The organism is Methylotuvimicrobium buryatense 5G, from assembly GCF_000341735.1.
Classification (GTDB): Bacteria; Pseudomonadota; Gammaproteobacteria; order Methylococcales; family Methylomonadaceae; genus Methylotuvimicrobium; species Methylotuvimicrobium buryatense.
Genome location: NZ_KB455575.1, coordinates 2,592,701 through 2,614,921 on the forward strand (window position 1 = coordinate 2,592,701; position 22,221 = coordinate 2,614,921).

A 22,221-nucleotide genomic window follows, 5' to 3' on the forward strand; every position below is an offset into this window, starting at 1 on the left:
CAATTTCAATAGCCCAATAAGCCTGAATTAACAAGCTAAAAACCACATTCGCTCCGAACTCTATAATTTAAAAAGATGACACTTCTTGCCGTAGGGATAAATTACAACACTGCCCCCGTTTCTATCCGAGAACGGCTAGCTTACCCTGCCGAAATATTGGATTCATCGCTCAAGGACCTTTGGCGTTTAAGGGATATATCCGAGGCCGCTATTCTATCGACTTGCAACCGAACAGAATTTTATTGCGAGTCATCAAACGAAAATAAACATATTTTAATCGATTGGATCGCTCAAACCCGTAAAATCAAGCCTAACGACTTAACCCCCTATCTTTACACCTACAACGACAGCCAGTTAATTCGGCATATGTTTCGTGTCGCATGCGGCTTGGATTCCATGGTCCTTGGCGAGCCGCAAATTTTGGGGCAAATGAAAGCCGCCTATCAAGCCGCTAATGACGCGGGAACCTTAGGCAAATATTTAGGTAAGCTCTTTCAGCACACTTTTGCCGCGGCAAAAAAAGTCAGAACCGATACCGCCATCGGGTCGAGCCCAGTTTCAGTAGCCTTCGCCGCCGTGCAATTGGCACAACAAATCTTCGACAAATTAAGCGAACAAACCGCAATTCTAATCGGCGCGGGCGAAACCATCGAATTGACGGCACGGCACTTGGTCCAACACGGTATCGGACGCATCATCATCGCCAATCGAACCTATGACAAAGCGCACGCCTTGGCAACACGCTTTAACGGTTATGCCATCGCACTATCTGAGTTACCGATGCACTTGGCCGAGGCCGATATCGTCGTTTCATCTACAGCAAGCTCATTGCCGATTTTAGGAAAGGGACGAGTTGAAAGTGCCATCAAAAAACGCAAACACAAGCCGATGTTCATGGTCGACTTGGCGGTACCGCGCGACATAGAATCGGAAGTCGAACAACTAAACGACGTCTATCTCTATACTGTCGACGATCTCAAAAACACGATCGACCAAAACATGGATAACCGGCGCAAAGCCGCCGAGCAAGCGGAAGAAATCATCGACACACAAGTCGAACATTTTCTTTCCTGGCTGCGTTCGCAAGGCGCCTTAAGCACAATCAAGGATTTCCGGATACAAGCCGAAAAAACGCGTGACGAAACTCTTGAAAAAACCTTAGTCCTTATGAGAAACGGCTTGTCCGCCGAGGAAGCGCTGCAAAGACTCGCTCACTCATTAACTAACAAGCTCATCCATACGCCCAGCGCGCAAATTCGGGAAGCCGGCGCCAACGAAAGACACGACTTAATAGCGGCGGCCCGCGAAATTTTCAAATTAAATCATACACAATGAAGCCATCCATAGAACACAAATTAGCCAACTTAAGCGAACGTTTCGATGAAATCACCGCATTATTGGCCGAACCCGAAGTACAAGCCAATCAGAATAAATTCCGCTCATTGAGCCAAGAATACGCGCAAATCAACCCGATTGTCACTTGCTATAAACGCTATCTCGATACCGCCGAAAATCTAGCCGGAGCACAAGAAATGGCCAAAGATCCGGACCCGGATCTGCGCGAAATGGCTCGCGAGGAAATACTCGCCGCCGAAAAACAACAAAAGGCTATCGAGCAAGAACTGCAGATTTTATTATTACCGAAGGACCCTAACGATAACAGGAACATTTTCCTGGAAATCCGCGCCGGGACCGGCGGCGACGAAGCGGCTATATTTTCCGGCGATCTCGCACGCATGTATCAACGCTATGCCGAGAAAAAAGGCTGGAAAACCGAGATCATCAATGAAAACGAAGGCGAACACGGCGGCTATAAGGAAATCATCCTGCGCGTATCCGGCCAAGACGTTTATTCGCAACTCAAATTCGAATCGGGCGCGCACCGGGTTCAACGCGTTCCGGAAACCGAATCTCAAGGTCGTATCCATACATCGGCCTGCACCGTTGCAGTCATGCCCGAAGTCGAGGAAGTCGATGCTGTCGACATCAACCCGGCCGACCTACGCATCGACACCTACCGCTCATCGGGCGCGGGCGGGCAGCATATCAACAAGACCGAGTCGGCAATCCGCATCACGCACATCCCGACCGGTATCGTCGTCGAATGCCAAGACGAACGCTCGCAACACAAAAACCGGGCTCGCGCCATGTCGTTACTGCATTCGCGTATATTATCGGCCGAACAGGAAAAACACCAAGCCGAACAACAAGCCAATCGCAAACTTCAAGTCGGCAGCGGCGATCGTTCCGAGCGGATTCGCACCTACAACTACCCGCAAGGCCGCATGACCGACCACCGGATCAATCTGACGCTTTATAAACTTGACGAAATCATGGAAGGCGGACTCGAGCATGTCATCGAGCCGTTGATCAACGAGCATCAAGCTGAACTGTTGACACAATTGGGCGAAGAATAAGACCGATGCCCACCGTCCAATCGGCACTGAATGATGCCGTTCAACGCTTAATCTCGGTTTCCGAATCATCCTTGCTCGACGCCGAAATCCTACTCTGCCTCGTGCTTGAAAAAGACCGCTCTCATCTGCGCGCATGGCCGGAAAAAAAATTATTGCCCGAACAAAACAGCCGTTTCGAAGCATTGCTGCAAAAACGCCTTTCGGGCATGCCGATCGCCTACATTACCGGCAACCGCGAATTCTGGTCCCGTGATTTCGAAGTCTGTCGCGATGTGCTGATTCCGAGACCCGACACCGAACTGTTGATCGAGCTGGCCTTGAAACTGATACCGGAACGGCAACCTTACCGACTGATCGATTTGGGCACCGGCTCCGGCATCATTGCCATTACCCTTGCCGCCGAGCGCCCCGATAGCGAAGTCATTGCCACCGATTTCAGCACTAACGCGCTGGCGATCGCCCGCCGAAATGCCCAGCAACATAATGTACGGAACATCCAATTTTTACAAAGCGATTGGTTAGAGGCAATAAGTGACACTGCGTTGTTCAATCTTGTCGTCAGCAACCCGCCCTATGTCTCCGATAACGATCCGCACTTGGCCGAAGGCGATGTCAGATTCGAACCCAAGTCCGCGTTAATTGCGAACAATCACGGCCTGAGCGATATCGAGCGCATCGCGACCGCCGCCAGGCGACATTTGCTTCCTCAAGGTCATTTATTGATCGAACACGGATACAATCAACAAGATCAAGTCCAGGCTATTTTTAGCCAATTGAATTACCGTAATATTGCCACTTATCCCGATCTTTCAGGTCAGCCTCGGGTCACCTATGGACAATGGCGCTCGTAGCGATTAAATTTAAACCCTCCACACGCCGACAGCGAACCATGATACAAATTTCAGAAATTCATATTCCCCGAAAAATCACCAATCAACTGCTGCATCTCGCGCAATTGTCACCCGAAACCGAGGTTTGCGGACTGATCGGAAGCCTGAACGGTATTCCGAACCATTGCTACCCTGTCGATAACAGCGCCGATCACCCTGAAAACCGGTTTTTATTGGATCCTAAACAGCAAATCGCTGCGATGGGACAAATGCGCGAAAACGGTGAGGAATTGTTCGCGATTTATCATTCCCACCCGACAACGCCGGCATTTCCTTCAAAAACCGATTTGGAAATGGCAAGCTATCCTGAAGCGCTCAATTTGATCATTTCGCTGAACACGAAAGGCGTACTGGAAATGCGCGGCTTCCGGATCGCCGAACAAAAGGCAGAGGAAGTCCCATTGATTTTGGGCTAATACTTGGTTTTGACGCAAAAGAATCGTTCGTCAGCCATCTTTACCAAGGCGTAAGCCTTCATAAATATCGCCGATATCGACAACACAACCGATCGATGCAAAAAAGACGGCCTGGCCTTGTTGAAAGAGCCGCAAATCCCATTGCTCATCGCGCCGGTAGCATTCGACACGCTGCGTATCCTGAGCGATCAACACATACTCGTCGAGACTGGATAACTTCCGGTAGTGATGAAATTTCTCTGCGCGATCGTAACGCTCGGTTGCGTCGGAGAGTATTTCGACGATCAATTTCGGCTGAGTATTAAAATGCTCATGAGTATCGTCAGCCGAACAGGTAACATGCAGATCGGGATAGAAAAAATTGTCGTCCGTTTCGGTTTGCACCCGAACCTTCATTTCGCCTGAATGAACTCGGCAAGGCGAACCTCTCAGATGCGCATGCACATGAGCGATCAGGTTCATTGCGATCGTATCATGCGCGCGCTTAACGCCGACCATCGCATAAACTTCACCCCCGACATACTCATGCTTGATGTAACTGAGTAATTCGCCTTGCAAATAATCCTCGACGCTGATTTTCAGATTTTCCGCTAATGCCATATAAACCGCGCTTATTCCATTGGATGGGCCGGAATTCCGCCCATCCAAAAACCTTACCTTTTCAATTTGGTTTTCAAAATCTTATTGACCTCGGCCGGATTCGCCTTACCCTGCATTTCCTTCATGACTTGGCCGACAAAGAAGCCGAAGACCTTATCCTTACCGCTGAGATATTGTTCAACTTGACCAGGATTGTCGGTGATGATTTTATCGATGATCGCCTCGATCGCACCGGTATCGGTAATTTGCTTTAAGCCTTGGCTTTCAATGATTTGATCGGCCGTTTCTTGGCCTTGCCACATCGCCTCGAAGACTTGTTTTGCGATTTTGCCCGAAATCGTGTCATCGGCTATACGTTTCAACAAGCCTGCCAAACGCTCGGCATCGACCGGGCATTGACCGATTTCCAAACCGGCCTTGTTCAGAGCGCCGAGCACGTCGCCGGTTACCCAATTTGTACAAATCTTCGCTTCGCCGCCGGATGCATCGACCAATGCTTCGTAGTAATCGGCTAATTGCCTCGACGAAGTCAGCGTAGCAGCACTCTCATCGTCCTGACCGTATTGCTCGATAAAACGCCGTTTCTTCGCATCGGGCAACTCCGGTAAGGTAACGCGCACCTCGTCTTTGAAGGCTTCGGTAATCTCGACCGGCAATAAATCGGGGTCGGGAAAATAACGGTAGTCGTTCGCCTCTTCCTTGCCGCGCATCGAGCGGGTTTCATCTTTATTCGCATCGTAAAGCCGCGTTTCCTGTACGACCTTACCGCCGCTTTCGATCAGGTCGATCTGGCGCTCGATTTCGTGATTGATCGCTTTTTCGACAAAGCGGAACGAGTTGATGTTTTTGATCTCGGCGCGCGTGCCGAATTCCGCCTGACCTCTCGGACGCACCGAAACGTTGGCATCACAACGGAACGAACCTTCTTGCATGTTGCCGTCGCAGATTTCGAGGTAACGCACGAGTTCGTGCAGCTTGCGCATATAGGCGACCGCTTCTTTCGCCGAACGCATGTCGGGATCCGAAACGATTTCCAGCAATGGTGTGCCGGCACGATTCAAATCGATACCGGTCAGGCCGTGAAAATCCTCATGCAGGGACTTGCCTGCGTCTTCCTCCAAATGCGCGCGTGTAACGCCAATGCGCTTCGTTACCCCATCAACGTCGATATCCAGGTGTCCGTTGCCGACGATCGGCAACTCGAACTGACTGATCTGATAACCTTTCGGCAGATCCGGATAAAAATAATTTTTGCGCGCGAAGACCGAGTAAGGCGCGATTTCTGCCTCGATCGCGAGACCGAATTTGACGGCCATGCGCACGGCCTCTTGATTCAATACCGGCAACACGCCGGGCAAGCCTAAATCGACCGCGCAAGCTTGTGTGTTCGGTTCGGCGCCGTAAGCTGTCGATGCGCCTGAAAAAATTTTGGATTTTGTCGCGAGTTGTGCATGAATTTCCAACCCGATGACGACTTCCCATTGTGAATTCATTGCTTATTCCTTATTGATTTATTCGGCAAAAACTTCGACCAAATCGATTTTTAGTTCGGGAAAAAGATAGGGCTGTACCGTTTCGTCGCCTGCATAGAGGCCATGGAGCCTATAGACTTCGCCATCCCGGTCCAACACGAATTGCTGCACGGCGCGTTCATACGGAAACACCAACCAGTATTCGCCGACGCCGCTTTCCTGATACAGATCGTATTTGAAGCGAAGTTCCTTCTTATTATTGCCCGGAGAAAGCACTTCGATGATCCAATCGGGCGCGCCGTCGCAGCCCTGTTCGGTCAGCTTGTTTTTATCGCAGATCACGCACAAATCGGGCTGTACGACACTGAAAACTTCGCGGTCGCTCAATTTCGATTTGCGGCGATCGTAAAGCTTAACGTCGAACGGCGCGGCAAATACTTCGCAGGACTGGCTCTTGAAATAAGCACCCAAATCCAGAAATAATTTGCCGGAAATCCGCTGATGCTTGACATTCGGCGCCGGCGACATCGTAAAGATCTTGCCTTTGATCAACTCGACCGTTTGATCCAAACGCCACGTCAAATAATCGGCGTAGCAGTAGCTCCCGTTCATATCCAATTGCGACAATTCGGTAACTTTGGCCATATCCAACCTCTTTTATTCGAACCCTTTCGGCACCTGCTTGTGCCAGTCAGTATTCATCTGATAGCGATGAGCTACATTCAACAACCGGTCCTCGGCAAAATAATTCCCGATGATTTGCAAACCGACCGGTTTATTGTCAACGAAACCGGCCGGAATCGACATGGCCGGAAGACCTGCCAGATTGACCGCGATTGTATAAATATCGGACAAATACATTTGAATTGGGTCGCCGGTTTTTTCGCCGAGACCGAACGCCACCGTCGGCGATACCGGGCCCATCAGCACATCAACCTCAGCTAATGCGCTTTTGAAATCGTCAGTGATCAAACGCCTGACTTTTTGAGCTTTTAAATAATAGGCATCGTAATAACCGGCCGACAAAGCATAGGTTCCGATCAAGATACGGCGCTTAACTTCCTTGCCGAATGCTTCGCCGCGCGAGCGCGTATACAAATCGGCCAAATCGGCCGGATTGTCGCAGCGGTAACCGAAACGGACGCCGTCGAAACGAGACAGATTAGCCGAACATTCGGCCGGTGCAATCACATAATAAGCCGGAATCGCGTATTTCAGATTCGGCATTGAGACTTCTTTGACCTCGGCGCCCAATTTGCGATATTCATTGACGGCTGTTTCGATGACTGCGGCGATTTCGCCATTCAACCCTTCACCGAAAAATTCTTTCGGCAGACCGATTTTCAGACCGCTTAACGGTTGATTCAGCCCGGCCGAATAATCGGGAACCGGCATATCGACGCTAGTCGAATCCTTCTCGTCGAAACCAGCCATCGCTTGCAGCATGATAGCCGCATCCTCGGCTGTACGCGTCATCGGGCCTCCTTGATCGAGGCTTGAGGCATAGGCAATCATGCCATAGCGGGAAACGCGCCCATAAGTCGGCTTCAAACCGGTAATACCGCAGAAAGCCGCCGGTTGACGTATCGAACCGCCCGTATCCGTACCTGTCGCACCTGCCGTGAGTCCTGCAGCAACCGCCGCGGCCGACCCGCCCGAAGAGCCGCCCGGAACGCATGTAACATCCCACGGATTTTGTACCGGACCGTAAAAACTGGTTTCGTTCGACGAACCCATCGCAAACTCGTCCATGTTCAATTTACCGAGCGTCACAGCACCGGCCCGGTTCAGTTTTTCGACGACGGTCGCATTGTACGGCGAAATGAAATTATCGAGCATCTTCGAACCACAAGACGTTTTAACGCCATCGGTGCAGAAAATATCTTTTTGCGCAATCGGTATTCCGGTTAATAAATCGGCCGTTCTTGCCGCCAACCGTTTATCCGCGGCTTCGGCTTGGGCAAGCGCCTGCTCGGCCGTCACGGTAATGTATGCATTGAGCGCCGAAAACTGCCGAATCCGTTCTAAATAGTCTTGCGTCAACTCCACGCTGGAAAATTCGCCGGAACGCAAGCCTCGAGCTAGTTCGGCGATGGTTTTATTATTCATAGCCTTCCCCCATCCTTCATTCGATCACCTTAGGGACCAAATACAATCCCAATTCGACTTGAGGCGCAATCGCTTGAAATTTTTCTCTCATATTCGACTCGGTCACCCGGTCCGGTCTCAGCCTCTGGCATTGCTCCATGGGATGCGCCATGGGAGCAACTCCCTCGGTACTTAATCCGCTCATTTGCGTAACCAAATCGAGTATGCCGGATAAATCGCGTGCATAAGTGTCGACATCTTGAATATCGACGCCCAACCTTGCCAAGTGCGCAATTTTATTTACATCTTCAGTCGTTAAAGACATTTTCAAACTCCATTATTCATCAATCCGAAAACATGACTATTCGCAGCTCAAAATTCGAGCATTTCATAACTTTCTGGAAGCATCTAAGGATTTAGTCGAAAATAACTTCCCTATTTTTTGGAGGGTTCGTTTGCTCGATTGGCAGATATCGGCAGCTTACACGGACGTATTCACGGCGTCCTGCCAATCGAGTTACCGAACCCTCAACAAAGCTCATAGTTCCAGGAGGTTATTTATCACGAAATCCTAAAGCGTATCCGTATGTGGTTTATCTAAAAAATCCGATTTATACCCAATCGTAGATCGAAATTCGGCGCCGGAGTGCCCGTCAAAGGATGCCGTGAATACGTCCTGTAGGCTCTATGCCAGCATCCATGCAGGCAAAGCCTTTGCCGAACACCCCTGCGCCTCCTCGGGCACTGCCGAAATTTGAAGTGCGAAAGGTATACCAATTCTCGCGAATCCGGCGGCATTGCACGACCGTAATTTCCGTGCCGGCTTATAGCCACAATAACCATACCCTTGCCCGGAAAAAGCGGTTAATTTCAGTGCGGCAACAAGCGAATATTGAAACGGAATTTTGAATTGCGATAAGTATAATACTTTATATCTTGCTCAATTACCCGCTTGATTGATAAAGTAATACAATTTATTCGCTCAGGATACAGGTTAATAAATGTTCAAACGAATACGCGGCCTTTTTTCCAACGATCTCTCGATAGATTTAGGAACCGCCAACACTTTGATTTACGTTCCGGGAAAAGGAATCGTATTAAACGAACCCTCGGTTGTGGCCATCAAGGAAGACAAAATTCGCGGAGCTAAAACCATTGCGGCGGTAGGTATGGAAGCCAAAATGATGCTTGGCCGAACCCCCGGCAACATAACCGCGATTCGCCCTTTGAAAGATGGCGTGATTGCCGATTTCGCCGTAACCGAACGCATGCTGCGGTATTTCATCGAAAAGGTTCACGAAAACAAACTGCTACGACCCAGCCCTCGCATCCTGATTTGCGTCCCATGCGGATCAACCCAAGTAGAACGCCGAGCGATTCGAGAATCCGCCTCGATGGCCGGCGCCCGTGAAGTCTATTTAATCGAGGAACCTATGTCGGCTGCGGTCGGTGCAGGACTCCCCGTCGACGAAGCCCAAGGTTCGATGGTACTCGATATAGGCGGAGGCACATCGGAAGTCGCCGTCATCTCATTGAACGGTATTGTCTACTCAGCATCGGTACGAATCGGAGGCGATCGTTTCGATGAGGCGATCATCAATTATGTCCGCCGTAATTACGGCACACTGATCGGCGAGGCTACCGCCGAACGAATCAAACATGAAATCGGGGCCGCTTACCCGGGTAGCGAAGTCAAAGAAATCGAAGTCAAAGGGCGCAATCTCGCCGAAGGCGTACCGCGCAGTTTTTCGTTAAACAGCAATGAAATTCTGGAAGCGCTTCAAGACCCTTTGTCCGGCATCGTCGGTTCTGTTAAAGTCGCATTGGAACAAACTCCGCCGGAACTTGGCGCCGATGTCGCCAACCGCGGTATTGTTCTAACCGGCGGCGGCGCACTACTCAAAGATATCGACCGTTTGATCGCAGAAGAAACCGGACTACCGGTTTATATCGCCGACGACCCACTAACCTGCGTGGCTCGCGGCGGTGGAATCGTTTTGGAAATGTTGGATAAAAAAGGCCCTAGCGCATTTTCGCTAGAGTAGCTTCAACGGCAAAACAATGCTCGCCAAGACGTTTGGTTCGGCGGAATCGAAGCCTTGAATAGCTTACCAAAACAATTTCCACGGACGGAATGTCGATTCGAATGATACGCGTTCGAACTATCCAAATAATATTCTGTCCATTATGGACTATTTGCCTATACGGTTCATTTTCGAGGTAATCGTTATCAATCCTTTATTTGCCACCGGCCCTTCGATTAATACGCGACTGCTGGTGGCGGTAGTGGCTTCAATCGCGCTTCTGGTCGCTGAACGCAAAAGCTCGCAACTGGACAAACTTCGTAGCGTACTATCAATGATTACCTATCCGATTCAATCGATTACGGACTGGCCTCTACATCACTCCAAAGAAACCGTAGAATCGATAAAATCACTTTATAGTCTAAAAGAAGAAAATGAACAGCTGCGTCAGGAACAATTGATTTACAAATCCCAACTACTTAAGTACGAAGCTCTGGAGCAAGAAAATATCCGGCTGAGGGCCTTACTGGAAAAATCCTTTAAATTGGGCGAACAGGTACTCGTCGCCGAGTTATTGTCCGTCAACCTAGCCCCTTTCGAACATGTCGTCGTCGTCGATAAAGGAACGCGGTTCGGCGTGCATGCTCAGCAAGCGGTTTTGGATGCTTACGGTGTGGTCGGCCAAGTATACCGTGCGCTTCCGCTCAGCTCTGAAATCATGCTAATTACCGACCCGGGCCATGCGATCCCAGTACAAATCAATCGTAACGGTTTACGCACGATCGCAGTCGGCAGCGGGCGAATCAACAGGCTAATATTGCCTTATTTAGCAAACAACGCCGACATCAAGGAAGGCGATCTACTGATTAGCTCCGGCCTAGGCGGTATTTTTCCGCAAGGCTATCCTGTTGCTGTCGTCGAAAAAATAATCCCCCAGCCTAACAAACCTTTTGCCGAAATATACGCAACCCCTAAGGCGCAATTAAATCGAAGCCGGGAATTGTTAATCGTATGGAAAAGCGAAGCGCCTATCCCGCTGGAAACTCAAGAAACAGAACAAGCGGATGAAAATCATGCCGAAGAATAATACTTTCGGCTACGGCCGTTATCTTCTCTCGATCATATTTGCCATGAGCCTGAATATTGCCGCCTGGCCTCAACCTATGGCGCCATTCAATCCCAATTGGATATTGCTCGTAGTTATTTACTGGGTACTGGCAGCACCCGAACGAGTCGGCATATTTAGCGCTTGGACCATCGGCTTACTGACTGACGTATTAACCGGTAGAATGCTAGGCTTGAATGCGCTCATCAACTCGCTAGTTGCCTTCCTGTGTTTGAGGTTACACAAGCGACTCAGACAATACCCGATTCTGCAACAAGGCCTATTTATCTTTTTTTGCCTTCTCGTATCTCAATTTTTGATTTTCTGGATCACTGATAGCCAAACTATCGCACGCGCTTCTTACACTTTTTGGTTACCCGTACTAACCGGCACCCTTTTCTGGCCTTTAGTCTTTTTTTCTTTGCGTGCAATACGGCTCTACCGACGCATTCGTTGAGTCGTTCGTCTCATGCCTCGCACCTACACCATAAAAAACCCGGCGGAGGAAAACCGCATTTTTACGGGACGCGCCATTGTCGCGATGATCTTCATTCTACTGCTGTCGATCGGCTTAATCGTCCGTTTGGTTTACTTGCAGATCGTCGGTCACGAACATTACGCGACCCTAGCAAAAAACAATCACATTAAAATATCGCCTCTGCCACCGACCCGCGGCATCATCTTCGACCGAAAAGGTAGGGTGTTGGCAGATAATGTTCCAACATACAGCCTTGAATTGATCCCCGAACAAATCAAAAATCTCGACGATACGCTCGCACGATTACAAGAGTTACTGGACATTCCCGAAGATAAAATCGAGCAGTACCAAAAATTGCGCAAACGCGAAAAACGTTTTACCAGTACGCCGCTATTACTGCGTATGACCGAGGAAGAAATCGCCAAGTTTGCTGCAGTTAGACCTTATTTTCCCGGTGTCGATATTCATGCTCGTTTGGTCAGGCACTACCCCTACGACATTCTAACTTCACATGTCATCGGTTATGTTGGCCGCATCAATGAAAATGAATTAAAAACGCTCCCGGTCTCCGAATATCGCGGCACTCACCATGTCGGCAAAGTCGGCATCGAATTAGCTTATGAGACTGAACTACACGGCAAAGCCGGCTATGCCGAAATAGAAACCAACGCGCAATCTCGAGCGATCAGTACTTTAAAAACAGTCGATCCGACTGCGGGATCGAACCTACACCTAACTCTCGATATCGATCTACAAAAGATCGCTTATGATGCACTCGATATTTACAATGGGGCGGTCGTGGCGATCGAGATAAAAACCGGCGGCGTCTTGGTATTTACCAGTCGCCCCGGCTTCGACCCGAATCCGTTCGTCTACGGTATCGACAGTAAATCTTATAAAGAACTGCAAACCTCGGATGCCCAACCGATGTTTAATCGAGCGCTGAGAGGTCAATACCCGCCCGGCTCAACAATCAAGCCTTTTATGGCCTTGGCAGGGCTTGAATATCAAGTGACCCACCCAGGCCAAAAGACTTATTGCCCAGGTTATTTTCAACTACCCAATGTCAAACATAAATACCGGGATTGGAAAAGAGGCGGCCATGGTACCGTGGACTTGAATCTCGCAATCGTGCAGTCTTGCGACGTGTACTTTTACAGCCTGGCCTTATCGCTCGGCATCGACAACATCCACCGTTTTTTCACGCAGTTCGGCTTCGGAGAAAAATCCGGCATCGACCTAGTCGGCGAGCTACCGGGCCTACAACCCTCGAAACAATGGAAGCGCAAAGCCCGTAATCAATCCTGGTATCCCGGCGAAACGGTTATAACCGGCATCGGCCAAGGTTACACCCAGGTCACGCCGCTGCAATTGGCTAGAGCTACTGCAACGCTGGCCAATAAAGGCAAGGTCGTCCATCCGCATCTGGTAGGATCGTTTACCGACAATGGCGTTCTGAAACCCGCGGAAGCCAAACCGGAAACCACCCTCGCGCTAAATCCCAGAAATATCGACGCGGTCGTCTCCGCGATGATCAATGTGGTACATAGCGCCAGGGGTACGGCCAGAGTCATCAGCCGCGGCATCGATTATCAAATTGCCGGCAAGACCGGCACGGCCCAGGTCTTTACCGTCAAACAAGAAAAGCGCTATAACGAAAACGAAATCGCTTTTAAACTGCGCGATCATGCTTTATTCATGGCATTCGCGCCGGCTCATGACCCGCAAATCGCGGTTGCCGTCATTGCCGAAAACGGAGGTCATGGCGGCACGGTTGCGGCACCGATAGCCGGAAAAATCATTCGTCAATATTTACAGGAACCCAGCGATGAAGACCGAAACGCGCAGTGAACAATTCATACCGCACTCGCTCCTCGGCAATCTATTGAGAAAATTGCATATCGACATTCCCTTGCTGATATGTTTGCTGCTAGTTCTTAGCCTAAGCTTTCTGATTTTGTATAGCGCCAGCGGACAAGATACCGACATTCTGATCCGTCAGGCTACCCGCATGCTGATTGCCTTTGTCCTGATGATCGTGCTTGCGCATATTAATCCTTATCAATTCAAACGTTATTCGACGGTTCTATACGGAATCGGCGTAACCTTGCTGGTTGCCGTGCTGATCATGGGGCAAATCGGTAAAGGCGCACAGCGTTGGCTCGACTTAGGCTTCTTTCGCTTTCAGCCCTCTGAAATGCTAAAGATTACCGCACCGATGATGATCGCCTGGTATTTATCGGAAAACACGTTGCCCCCGAAGTGGAAACAAATGGGTATCGCAGGCTTGTTGCTCCTGCTGCCGACGCTATTGATTGCAAAGCAACCCGATCTCGGCACCTCGATATTGGTCTTCAGCTCGGGAGCCGCGGTCATCTTTTTCGCCGGACTGTCATGGCGATTCATCTTCAGCATCGGCGCTATTATTGCTTCGCTGACCCCCATCATTTGGCATTTTATGCGCGATTATCAACGCGCCCGGGTTTTGACCTTTCTCGACCCGGAAGCCGACCCGCTCGGTCGCGGCTATCATATCATTCAATCGAAAATAGCCATCGGCTCCGGCGGCATCTACGGCAAGGGCTGGCAAGGCAGCACCCAGGCCCCACTCGATTTTCTGCCTGAAAGCTCAACCGACTTCATTTTCGCTGTGTTTGCTGAAGAATTCGGTCTCTCCGGCTGCCTTGTGTTAATCGCGCTCTACATTGTCATTATCAGTCGTTGCCTGTATATTTCAATACAAGCGCAAGACAGTTACAGCCGCTTATTAGCAGGAAGCCTCAGCTTTACATTTTTTGTCTATGTCTTTGTTAACATAGGCATGGTCATCGGCATCTTACCGGTTGTCGGCGTCCCGTTACCGCTGATCAGCTACGGCGGCACCTCGATGGTTACCTTGCTCGCAGGATTCGGCATCCTGATGTCTATCCATACCCACAAAAAATTCTTACCGACTTAACGATGAAGCAAACCTCAATAGCCACTTTAATGCTTTGCGGAGCTCTGATACTGAGCTCCTCCAGCCCTTCTTCGGCGCAAGCGACCGCGCCGATCTCGCAGTCCGAAACATTGCCCGAAAACATGTCGGTATTCATACGTACGATGACGGCTAAGCACGGCTTCGACAAAAACAAACTGAATACATTATTCCGGTCGGTCGAATTGCAACCGCGCATCATTGAGGCCATCACACGTCCTGCCGAAGCGATGCCCTGGTACAAATACCGGAAAATATTCATGACCGAAGCGCGCATCGAAGGCGGCGTTAAATTTATGCAAGATAATGCTTCGGCCTTGGCCGTTACACAACAAAAATACGGTGTCCCGCCTGAAATCATCACGGCGATCATCGGCGTCGAGACTTCCTACGGTAAAAATACCGGCAGCTACCGGGTCATCGATGCCTTGTCGACATTGGCTTTCAATTACCCGAAACGGAGCCCGTTTTTCACCGGCGAGCTTGAAAACTTTTTATTGTTGTGTCGCGAGGAACACATCGATCCGTTACAACCGACGGGATCTTATGCCGGCGCAATGGGCATCCCGCAATTCATGCCGAGCAGTTTTCGCAGCTATGCTGCCGATTTCGAAGGAGACTATCACCGCGACATCTGGAACAATCCGGCCGATGCCATTGCCAGCGTCGGCAATTATTTTTACAAACATCACTGGCAACGCGGGCAACCAGTAGCTTTTCAAGCGGCCGTGCAGGGCAACGCTTACCGCAAAGCTCTTGGGGGAGATCTGAAACCGGACCGTACTATAGTCCAACTTAAGGCCTTAAATGTCGAATCGATAGAAACTGCGAGCCCCAACCAGAAAGCCAAACTCCTTGCTTTCGAACTGGAGCAAGGAGAAGAACTATGGCTAGGCTTGGACAACTTCTACGTCATCACCCGTTACAACCATAGCCCTCTCTATGCCATGGCGGTTTATCAGCTCAGCCGCGCGATTGCCGAACACTCGGAAACACCAAAGATAAGCGCCGGTCTACCGGATAACCCAACTGCCGCCCCTCCCCTCCAGGAAAGCGGCCAGAAGGTCGCCATCTATATACAACTGGGTGCTTTCGGTAATGAAGCCAACGCTCAAGCTTTACGCAAAAAAGTCGCCGAACACAGCCTCCTGCCGCTACCCAAAATTAAACCCGTCACTCAAAACGGAACGACGCTTCACAAAGTGCAAATCGGCCCGTTCAAATCCGCCGAAGATGCCGAACGGTTGAACGCCAAACTGAATGAAATCGGCATCGATCAGACACAGTATATCGTCGAAAGCATCGGAAATTAACCAATCACTGTTACAATATGATCTTCTGTTTTTGTATGCTCACACCGCGAATAATGACCTCCTCAAAAGTTTACCTCAGCCTGATTGTTTATCTATTTTTTAGCTTATTGCAAACGGCAAACGCGGCTTCCGATAAGACCGATCCGATCATGATTCCTTCGCCGCCGAGTATCGCCGCGAGCAGCTATATTTTGCTCGATGCCGATAGCGGCAAAGTGCTTGGCGAAAACAATGCCGACGTCAAACTCCCCCCCGCCAGTCTGACCAAAATCATGGCCGTTTATGTCGTATTCACCGAATTGAGTAAAGGCCATCTGAGCCTGAACGAAAATGTCTCGGTTAGTCAAAAGGCTTGGCGCACTCCCGGCTCGCGCATGTTCATCGACGTTAACAAGCAAGTCACGGTCGAAGAATTGCTTAAAGGCATCATCATTCAGTCGGGGAACGACGCGAGCGTCGCACTGGCCGAGCATATCGCCGGAGACGAAGCCACTTTCGCCGAAATGATGAACCAACAAGCCGCCATACTCGGCATGAACAACAGCCATTTCGTCAATAGCATGGGACTGCCCGACGACGACCATTACACGACCGCGCAAGACTTGGCTATTCTAACTCGCGCAATGATTCGTGAATTCCCTGATTACTATGCGTGGTTTTCGGAAAAAGAATATACCTACAATAAAATTACCCAACGCAATCGCAACAAGCTTCTTTGGCGCGACCCAAGCGTCGACGGCGTCAAAACGGGCCATACCGAAGCGGCCGGTTACTGCTTAGTCGCATCGGCGGTTCGCGATGGCATGCGTCTAATCTCTGTAGTCATGGGAACGAAAAGCGAACGCGCCCGTGCCAATGAAAACCAGTCCTTGTTGAATTACGGTTACCGTTTCTATGAAACCCATAGACTGTACAAGGGCAATGAAGCCTTGACCGAAACCCGCATTTGGAAAGGCGCGGATAAAAACTTGTCTTTAGGCCTAGCCGAAGACCTTTATGTCACGATCCCACGCCGCCATTACGAAGACTTGAAGGCTGTCATTAATTTTGAACAAAAAATCATCGCACCGGTCAACCAAGGCGACAATTTAGGCACCGTCAGTGTTACGCTGGCCGGCGAACCATTAATGGAAAAGAATCTGATCGCACTAACTACCGTAGAAAAAGGCAACTTAGTGCGCAAACTTTACGACACTGTTCTCATGCTGGTGAAATAAAAAATGAGCGATAACCCGACAGTTTATTTAAACGGCCAGTATCTTCCGCTCGATCAAGCCAAAATCTCAGTTCTTGACCGCGGTTTTCTATTCGGCGACGGCATTTACGAAGTCATTCCGGCTTATGCCGGGCGCTTATTCCGCCTCTCTGAACACATCGACCGTCTCGAAGCCAGCCTGAAAAGCATTCGCCTAAATAGCCCTCACAGCCGCGAGCAATGGGCCGATATTTTAGAGCCGCTGCTCGAACCGGGACAGGATCAATACATTTATCTGCAAATCACACGCGGCGTAGCGCCGAAACGTGACCATGCATTCCCCGAGCATATCGAGCCAACCGTATTCGCCATGTGTTCGCCTATCGTGCCCTTAAGCGGCCGCGACAGTGGCGTCAAAGCCATCACGCTTGACGACACCCGCTGGGCATTATGTCATATCAAGGCTATTACCTTATTAGCCAACATTTTGCTTAGACAAAAAGCCGTCGACCAAGGCTGTACCGAAGCGGTACTGGTCAAGGACGGCTACGTCACCGAAGGCGCGGCCAGCAATATTTTCGCGGTCCTCGACGGCATTCTGGTGACGCCGCCGAAAGGCGAAGAAATTTTGCCCGGCATCACCCGCGATGTCATCCTGGAACTCGCGAGAACCAATGATATCGCCTATAGCGAAGATATTATTTCGCTCGAAGCCCTGAAAACCGCGGACGAAATCTGGCTTACCAGTTCGACCCGAGAAATCATTCCAGTCGTCGAACTCGACTCGGAACCGGTCTCGGACGGTAAACCGGGACCGATTTGGCAAAAAATGCATCACCTTTATCAAGAGTTCAAGAAAGCCCAATCATGAGCGAACAAGAAGATATATTGAAATTCCCCTGCCGCTTTCCAATCAAAGCGATGGGCATGAACAGCATTGAATTAGATATTCATGTCGTCGAAATCATTCGGCGCCATGTCAACGACCTTAACGAAGGCGCAGTCACATCGCGCCCCAGTAAAGGCGGAAAGTACACTTCAGTAACCGTCACTATCACCGCGACCAGCAAACAACAACTGGATGCGATTTATCAGGATTTAACCGACTCACCGCTCGTGTTGATGGCTTTATAGTGCTAAACGAATCACGTTTTCCAATGAAGACTTTCCATGAAGTATCATTGACGGCAGTGATAATGAAGAATATCGGCGATAATTCCTATCCCTATAATCAGCGCTCCATTGCATAAGATAACACGATGACACTGGCGATCCGCAACCTCGGCCTGCAACCCTACGAAGGGGTTTGGCGCGACATGCAAACGTTCACGCAGCAACGCGCCCCCCATACTCCGGACGAACTGTGGATCGTCGAACATCCGCCGGTTTATACGCTCGGTTTGAACGGCAAACGCGAACACCTCTTGCAAGCCTGCGATATTCCCGTCGTGCAAACCGATCGAGGCGGACAGGTCACCTACCACGGCCCGGGACAACTGGTACTATATACATTGTTGGACATCAAGCGCTTGAACCTGGGTATCCGAGCACTGGTCACGACGCTCGAGCAAGCAATCATAGAAACGCTGGCCCAATATGGCATCCGAGCATCGTCGCTAGCCGACAAACCCGGCGTTTATGTCGCGGACAAAAAAATCGGCTCAATCGGACTACGGGTAAAAAAAAACTGCAGCTATCACGGACTGAGCTTGAATAACCACATGGACTTAAGACCATTCGACCGAATCAACACTTGCGGCTACGCCGACATGCAAGTCACGCAATTAGCCGACTTCGGCATCGAAATCGAAACTAGCGAACTGGCCGTGCCGGTCGCTCACGCCATCACTCAGGCAATATCACGATGACTTTACAAGCCCCTTCACGAAACACGCCGGAGTCGCATCAACGCAACTCCGTCAAACTCTCTCGAATCCCGGTCAAAGTCGAACCGGCTGCAGAACCGCTTCGCAAGCCTGATTGGATACGCATTAAAGTCTCGACGAACGAAGAAATCAACCGCATCAAAAAACTATTACGCGAAAACAATCTGCACACGGTCTGCGAAGAAGCCGCTTGCCCTAACCTCGGCGAATGTTTCAGCCACGGCACCGCGACCTTCATGATCATGGGCGATCTCTGCACTCGTCGCTGCCCTTTCTGCGACGTTGCGCACGGAAAACCAAAACCCCTCGATCAAAACGAACCGCTACATTTGGCGCAGACAATCAAGGCAATGAAGCTGAAGTATGTCGTGATTACCTCGGTCGACCGCGATGATTTGCGAGACGGCGGCGCCGGCCATTTCGCCGATTGTATCGCCGCAATTCGACAAGAAACGCCGACCACCAAAATTGAAATACTGGTTCCCGATTTTCGCGGTCGCCTCGACAAGGCTGTCGACATACTGAGCCGAGAGCCTTGCGATGTGTTCAATCACAACCTGGAAACCGTTCCGAGACTGTACCGAGAAGCGAGACCGGGCGCCGATTACCAAGGCTCGCTCGATCTGCTCAAACGTTATCACGAAGTCCGCCCGGAAACGCCGACCAAGTCCGGCATAATGCTGGGCCTCGGTGAGACGCACGACGAAGTCGTCGAAGTCATGAAAGACTTGATCGCTCACGGCTGTTCAATGTTGACACTGGGCCAATACCTACCGCCCAGCAAGGATCACCTACCGGTCAAGCGCTATTGGACGCCCGAGGAATTCGACGAACTGGCCGAAACGGCTTACGCACTCGGCTTCAAGCAAGTCGCCAGCGCGCCGCTGGTCCGCTCGTCCTATCACGCCGATCTGCAAGCCAAGTCGATGGTTTCGAACGATTGAAATGTAGGATGAATTGAGAAGATAGGTTTCACTGCGGTTCATCCATCCTACGACGCTTGTAAAATTATCCATTCACTACTTACGATTCACTATTCACCCCAATATGGACATCACTCAACGCATCGCCGAAGAATTAGCCGTCAACCCGAAACAAGTCAACGCCGCTATTGCATTATTGGATGAAGGCGCGACCGTGCCTTTCATCTCACGTTACCGCAAGGAGGTCACCGGCGGCCTTGACGACACGCAACTGCGTAACCTGGAAGAACGCCTGATTTATTTACGCGAGTTGAACGACCGGCGCGAAACCATTCTCGAAAGCATCAAATCGCAAGGCAAACTGACGCCCGATTTGGAAAAAGCTATCCTCGATGCCGACACCAAAACGCTGCTCGAAGATCTCTATCTACCGTACAAACCGAAACGCCGCACCAAAGCCCAGATTGCGCGCGAAGCCGGCCTCGAACCCTTGGCCGATGCGATACTGGACGACCGCAGCCTCATCCCGAATGAAGTCGCGCTTAGCTATATCGATCAAGATAAAGGCGTTCCCGATACCGCCGCCGCACTGGACGGCGCGCGCCAAATCATCATGGAACGCATTTCCGAAGACGCCGAACTGCTCTCCGAATTGCGCGAACGCATCTGGCAAAAAGGCATCATTCACTCGGCCGTCGTCGCCGGCAAAGAACAGGAAGCTGCTAAATTCAAGGACTACTTCGATTATCAGGAAGCGATCAACAAGATTCCATCGCACCGCGCGCTCGCCTTATTTCGAGGCCGCAACGAAGACTTGCTCAGCATCACATTGAAACCTGCCCGAGAAGACCAGTACGAACATCGTTTATGCGAACAATTCGTCGCAAAACGCTTGAATATCACCGACACCAACAGACCGGCCGACGCGTGGCTCGCAGAGACCGCGCGCTTCGCTTGGAAAATCAAATTATTCACACGCATCGATCTGGACCTGAAACTGCGGCTTCGCGAAGCCGCAGAACTTGAAGCGATCAGGGTATTCGCAAGCAACTTACGGGATTTGTTACTCGCCGCACCGGCCGGCCCGAAGGCGACGATGGGCCTCGATCCGGGCATCCGCACCGGCGTTAAGGTCGCGATCGTCGACCCGACCGGAAAATTGCTCGCAACCGAAACAATCTATCCACTTCAACCGCGCAATCAATGGGATCAGTCTATCGACACATTAGCCCGACTGATCGCGCAACATCGAGTCGATTTGGTTAGCATCGGCAACGGCACCGGCTCGCGCGAGACCGATCAACTGGTCGGCGATTTGATCAAGCGTCATCCGGAATTGAAAATCACCAAGTTGACCGTCTCGGAAGCCGGTGCGTCGGTTTATTCGGCATCGGAACTGGCCGCGAAAGAATTCCCCGATCTGGACGTCTCGCTCAGAGGCGCGGTCTCGATTGCGCGCCGCTTGCAAGACCCGCTCGCCGAACTGGTCAAGATCGATCCGAAATCGATCGGCGTCGGCCAATATCAGCACGATGTCAATCAAGCACAACTGGCTCGCATGCTCGACACCGTCGTCGAGGACTGCGTCAACGCGGTCGGCGTCGACGTCAATACCGCATCGGTCGCATTGCTCAAGCAGGTATCCGGCTTATCGGCCAGCGTGAGCGAAAACATCGTCGCGTTCCGCGATCAAAACGGCCCTTTCCAAAATCGCAAGCAATTGAAGAAAGTCCCTCGCCTCGGAGACAAAGCCTTCGAACAGGCGGCCGGTTTCTTACGCGTAATGAACGGCGACAATCCGCTTGACGCTTCCGCCGTGCATCCCGAAGCCTATCCTGTCGTCGAAGCGATCATTGGCGACACAGGCAAATCGGTTCGCGACTTGATCGGCCAAAGCGCTTATCTACGTTCATTGAACCCGGCCAACTACACCGACGATACCTTCGGCCTACCGACCGTGACCGATATTTTGCAAGAACTCGAAAAACCGGGACGCGACCCGCGCCCCGAATTCAAAAGCGTGCAATACAAGGAAGGTGTCGAAAAAATCACCGATCTGAAACCCGGAATGATGCTCGAAGGCGTCGTGACTAATGTCGCGAACTTCGGCGCTTTTGTCGATATCGGCGTACACCAGGACGGTCTGGTGCATATTTCGCATTTGGCCGATGTCTTCGTCAAAGACCCTCGCGATGTGGTCAAAACAGGCGACATGGTCAAGGTTAAAGTATTAGAAATCGATGTCCCCAGACAACGCATTTCGCTAACCATGAAAAAGGAAGAATCCAACGCGGAAATAAAGCCGGCACCTTCACCCCGCAAACCTGCCAAACAACCTCGGCAAGCACCGAGGCCTCAGGGCGCGATGGCCGACGCATTAGCCAAAGCGTTGAAAAAATAAACTTTAATTCCTCTGCTATACTGAAGCGAAAAATTA

Annotated in this window: 21 protein-coding genes; 16 read left to right on the forward strand and 5 right to left on the reverse strand. The window is 50.7% G+C overall.

The genetic code is table 11. The annotated features are described in order from the left end of the window. Positions 1–75: 75 nt before the first annotated feature. The 4 genes from hemA to METBU_RS0111595 are packed head-to-tail and all read left to right on the forward strand — an operon-like array spanning position 76 to position 3,723. Positions 76–1,335, forward strand: a complete 1,260-nt coding sequence (gene hemA, locus METBU_RS0111580) for a glutamyl-tRNA reductase (protein ID WP_026130173.1) — start codon at positions 76–78, stop codon at positions 1,333–1,335. After that, a complete protein-coding gene (gene prfA / locus METBU_RS0111585) occupies positions 1,332–2,417 on the forward strand; it encodes a peptide chain release factor 1 (protein WP_017840778.1) in 1,086 nt (361 codons plus the stop codon). The genes hemA and prfA overlap by 4 nt, the downstream gene beginning before the upstream one ends. A gap of 5 nt (positions 2,418–2,422) precedes the next feature. Continuing rightward, a complete protein-coding gene (prmC, locus tag METBU_RS0111590) occupies positions 2,423–3,268 on the forward strand; it encodes a peptide chain release factor N(5)-glutamine methyltransferase (RefSeq protein WP_017840779.1) in 846 nt (281 codons plus the stop codon). Positions 3,269–3,306: 38 nt separating this feature from the next. Next, complete coding sequence (locus METBU_RS0111595; protein WP_017840780.1) at positions 3,307–3,723, forward strand: M67 family metallopeptidase; 417 nt, start codon at positions 3,307–3,309, stop codon at positions 3,721–3,723. 30 nt (positions 3,724–3,753) lie between these two features. On the opposite strand, the gene METBU_RS0111600 is transcribed toward METBU_RS0111595, so the two are convergent. The 5 genes from METBU_RS0111600 to gatC are packed head-to-tail and all read right to left on the reverse strand — an operon-like array spanning position 3,754 to position 8,208. Continuing rightward, positions 3,754–4,323, reverse strand: a complete 570-nt coding sequence (locus tag METBU_RS0111600; protein ID WP_017840781.1) for a Uma2 family endonuclease — start codon at positions 4,321–4,323, stop codon at positions 3,754–3,756. Between the two features lie 53 nt (positions 4,324–4,376). After that, positions 4,377–5,816, reverse strand: coding sequence for an Asp-tRNA(Asn)/Glu-tRNA(Gln) amidotransferase subunit GatB (gene gatB / locus METBU_RS0111605; protein WP_017840782.1), 1,440 nt, complete (start codon positions 5,814–5,816; stop codon positions 4,377–4,379). An 18-nt stretch (positions 5,817–5,834) separates the two neighbouring features. After that, the gene (locus tag METBU_RS0111610; RefSeq protein ID WP_017840783.1) at positions 5,835–6,440 is read right to left on the reverse strand and encodes a Uma2 family endonuclease; all 606 of its coding nucleotides are present in this window, start codon (positions 6,438–6,440) and stop codon (positions 5,835–5,837) included. Positions 6,441–6,452: 12 nt separating this feature from the next. After that, complete coding sequence (gene gatA / locus METBU_RS0111615; RefSeq protein ID WP_017840784.1) at positions 6,453–7,904, reverse strand: Asp-tRNA(Asn)/Glu-tRNA(Gln) amidotransferase subunit GatA; 1,452 nt, start codon at positions 7,902–7,904, stop codon at positions 6,453–6,455. 16 nt (positions 7,905–7,920) lie between these two features. Then, positions 7,921–8,208, reverse strand: a complete 288-nt coding sequence (gene gatC, locus METBU_RS0111620; RefSeq protein ID WP_017840785.1) for an Asp-tRNA(Asn)/Glu-tRNA(Gln) amidotransferase subunit GatC — start codon at positions 8,206–8,208, stop codon at positions 7,921–7,923. 676 nt (positions 8,209–8,884) lie between these two features. Here gatC and METBU_RS0111625 point away from each other — a divergent pair. From METBU_RS0111625 to METBU_RS0111680, 12 genes are all read left to right on the forward strand, one after another. Next, complete coding sequence (locus METBU_RS0111625) at positions 8,885–9,928, forward strand: rod shape-determining protein (RefSeq protein WP_014149802.1); 1,044 nt, start codon at positions 8,885–8,887, stop codon at positions 9,926–9,928. A gap of 142 nt (positions 9,929–10,070) precedes the next feature. Beyond that, entirely contained in the window at positions 10,071–10,994 is a 924-nt protein-coding gene (gene mreC / locus METBU_RS0111630; RefSeq protein WP_017840786.1) for a rod shape-determining protein MreC, read from the forward strand. Continuing rightward, entirely contained in the window at positions 10,981–11,469 is a 489-nt protein-coding gene (gene mreD / locus METBU_RS0111635) for a rod shape-determining protein MreD (RefSeq protein ID WP_026130175.1), read from the forward strand. Before mreC ends, mreD begins: the two co-directional genes overlap by 14 nt. 12 nt (positions 11,470–11,481) lie before the next feature. Continuing rightward, positions 11,482–13,341 (forward strand): penicillin-binding protein 2, encoded by a 1,860-nt coding sequence (gene mrdA / locus METBU_RS0111640; RefSeq protein ID WP_017840788.1) that lies wholly within the window; start codon positions 11,482–11,484, stop codon positions 13,339–13,341. Beyond that, the gene (rodA, locus tag METBU_RS0111645; protein ID WP_017840789.1) at positions 13,319–14,449 is read left to right on the forward strand and encodes a rod shape-determining protein RodA; all 1,131 of its coding nucleotides are present in this window, start codon (positions 13,319–13,321) and stop codon (positions 14,447–14,449) included. The genes mrdA and rodA overlap by 23 nt, the downstream gene beginning before the upstream one ends. Before the next feature lie 2 nt (positions 14,450–14,451). Then, the gene (gene mltB / locus METBU_RS23995) at positions 14,452–15,780 is read left to right on the forward strand and encodes a lytic murein transglycosylase B (protein ID WP_017840790.1); all 1,329 of its coding nucleotides are present in this window, start codon (positions 14,452–14,454) and stop codon (positions 15,778–15,780) included. Positions 15,781–15,833: 53 nt separating this feature from the next. Beyond that, on the forward strand, positions 15,834–16,997 hold the full coding sequence (locus tag METBU_RS0111655) for a D-alanyl-D-alanine carboxypeptidase family protein (RefSeq protein ID WP_017840791.1): 1,164 nt from the start codon (positions 15,834–15,836) through the stop codon (positions 16,995–16,997). A 3-nt stretch (positions 16,998–17,000) separates the two neighbouring features. Continuing rightward, positions 17,001–17,846, forward strand: a complete 846-nt coding sequence (locus METBU_RS0111660; RefSeq protein ID WP_017840792.1) for a D-amino acid aminotransferase — start codon at positions 17,001–17,003, stop codon at positions 17,844–17,846. Beyond that, entirely contained in the window at positions 17,843–18,109 is a 267-nt protein-coding gene (locus METBU_RS0111665; protein WP_017840793.1) for a YbeD family protein, read from the forward strand. The genes METBU_RS0111660 and METBU_RS0111665 overlap by 4 nt, the downstream gene beginning before the upstream one ends. Positions 18,110–18,234: 125 nt before the next feature. Beyond that, entirely contained in the window at positions 18,235–18,843 is a 609-nt protein-coding gene (gene lipB, locus METBU_RS0111670) for a lipoyl(octanoyl) transferase LipB (RefSeq protein WP_017840794.1), read from the forward strand. Then, on the forward strand, positions 18,840–19,805 hold the full coding sequence (lipA, locus tag METBU_RS0111675; RefSeq protein WP_017840795.1) for a lipoyl synthase: 966 nt from the start codon (positions 18,840–18,842) through the stop codon (positions 19,803–19,805). The genes lipB and lipA overlap by 4 nt, the downstream gene beginning before the upstream one ends. 103 nt (positions 19,806–19,908) lie before the next feature. Continuing rightward, positions 19,909–22,185 carry a Tex family protein gene (locus METBU_RS0111680; protein WP_017840796.1) on the forward strand — a complete coding sequence of 759 codons (2,277 nt, stop codon included), beginning with the start codon at positions 19,909–19,911 and terminating at the stop codon, positions 22,183–22,185. Positions 22,186–22,221 lie beyond the last annotated feature (36 nt).

Coding starts and splice junctions, on each gene's coding strand:
- hemA (WP_026130173.1), top strand. CDS start 76: ATGACACTTCTTGCCGTAGGGATAAATTACAACACTGCCCCCGTTTCT.
- prfA (WP_017840778.1), top strand. CDS start 1,332: ATGAAGCCATCCATAGAACACAAATTAGCCAACTTAAGCGAACGTTTC.
- prmC (WP_017840779.1), top strand. CDS start 2,423: ATGCCCACCGTCCAATCGGCACTGAATGATGCCGTTCAACGCTTAATC.
- METBU_RS0111595 (WP_017840780.1), top strand. CDS start 3,307: ATGATACAAATTTCAGAAATTCATATTCCCCGAAAAATCACCAATCAA.
- METBU_RS0111600 (WP_017840781.1), bottom strand. CDS start 4,323: ATGGCATTAGCGGAAAATCTGAAAATCAGCGTCGAGGATTATTTGCAA.
- gatB (WP_017840782.1), bottom strand. CDS start 5,816: ATGAATTCACAATGGGAAGTCGTCATCGGGTTGGAAATTCATGCACAA.
- METBU_RS0111610 (WP_017840783.1), bottom strand. CDS start 6,440: ATGGCCAAAGTTACCGAATTGTCGCAATTGGATATGAACGGGAGCTAC.
- gatA (WP_017840784.1), bottom strand. CDS start 7,904: ATGAATAATAAAACCATCGCCGAACTAGCTCGAGGCTTGCGTTCCGGC.
- gatC (WP_017840785.1), bottom strand. CDS start 8,208: ATGTCTTTAACGACTGAAGATGTAAATAAAATTGCGCACTTGGCAAGG.
- METBU_RS0111625 (WP_014149802.1), top strand. CDS start 8,885: ATGTTCAAACGAATACGCGGCCTTTTTTCCAACGATCTCTCGATAGAT.
- mreC (WP_017840786.1), top strand. CDS start 10,071: ATGGACTATTTGCCTATACGGTTCATTTTCGAGGTAATCGTTATCAAT.
- mreD (WP_026130175.1), top strand. CDS start 10,981: ATGCCGAAGAATAATACTTTCGGCTACGGCCGTTATCTTCTCTCGATC.
- mrdA (WP_017840788.1), top strand. CDS start 11,482: ATGCCTCGCACCTACACCATAAAAAACCCGGCGGAGGAAAACCGCATT.
- rodA (WP_017840789.1), top strand. CDS start 13,319: ATGAAGACCGAAACGCGCAGTGAACAATTCATACCGCACTCGCTCCTC.
- mltB (WP_017840790.1), top strand. CDS start 14,452: ATGAAGCAAACCTCAATAGCCACTTTAATGCTTTGCGGAGCTCTGATA.
- METBU_RS0111655 (WP_017840791.1), top strand. CDS start 15,834: ATGACCTCCTCAAAAGTTTACCTCAGCCTGATTGTTTATCTATTTTTT.
- METBU_RS0111660 (WP_017840792.1), top strand. CDS start 17,001: ATGAGCGATAACCCGACAGTTTATTTAAACGGCCAGTATCTTCCGCTC.
- METBU_RS0111665 (WP_017840793.1), top strand. CDS start 17,843: ATGAGCGAACAAGAAGATATATTGAAATTCCCCTGCCGCTTTCCAATC.
- lipB (WP_017840794.1), top strand. CDS start 18,235: ATGACACTGGCGATCCGCAACCTCGGCCTGCAACCCTACGAAGGGGTT.
- lipA (WP_017840795.1), top strand. CDS start 18,840: ATGACTTTACAAGCCCCTTCACGAAACACGCCGGAGTCGCATCAACGC.
- METBU_RS0111680 (WP_017840796.1), top strand. CDS start 19,909: ATGGACATCACTCAACGCATCGCCGAAGAATTAGCCGTCAACCCGAAA.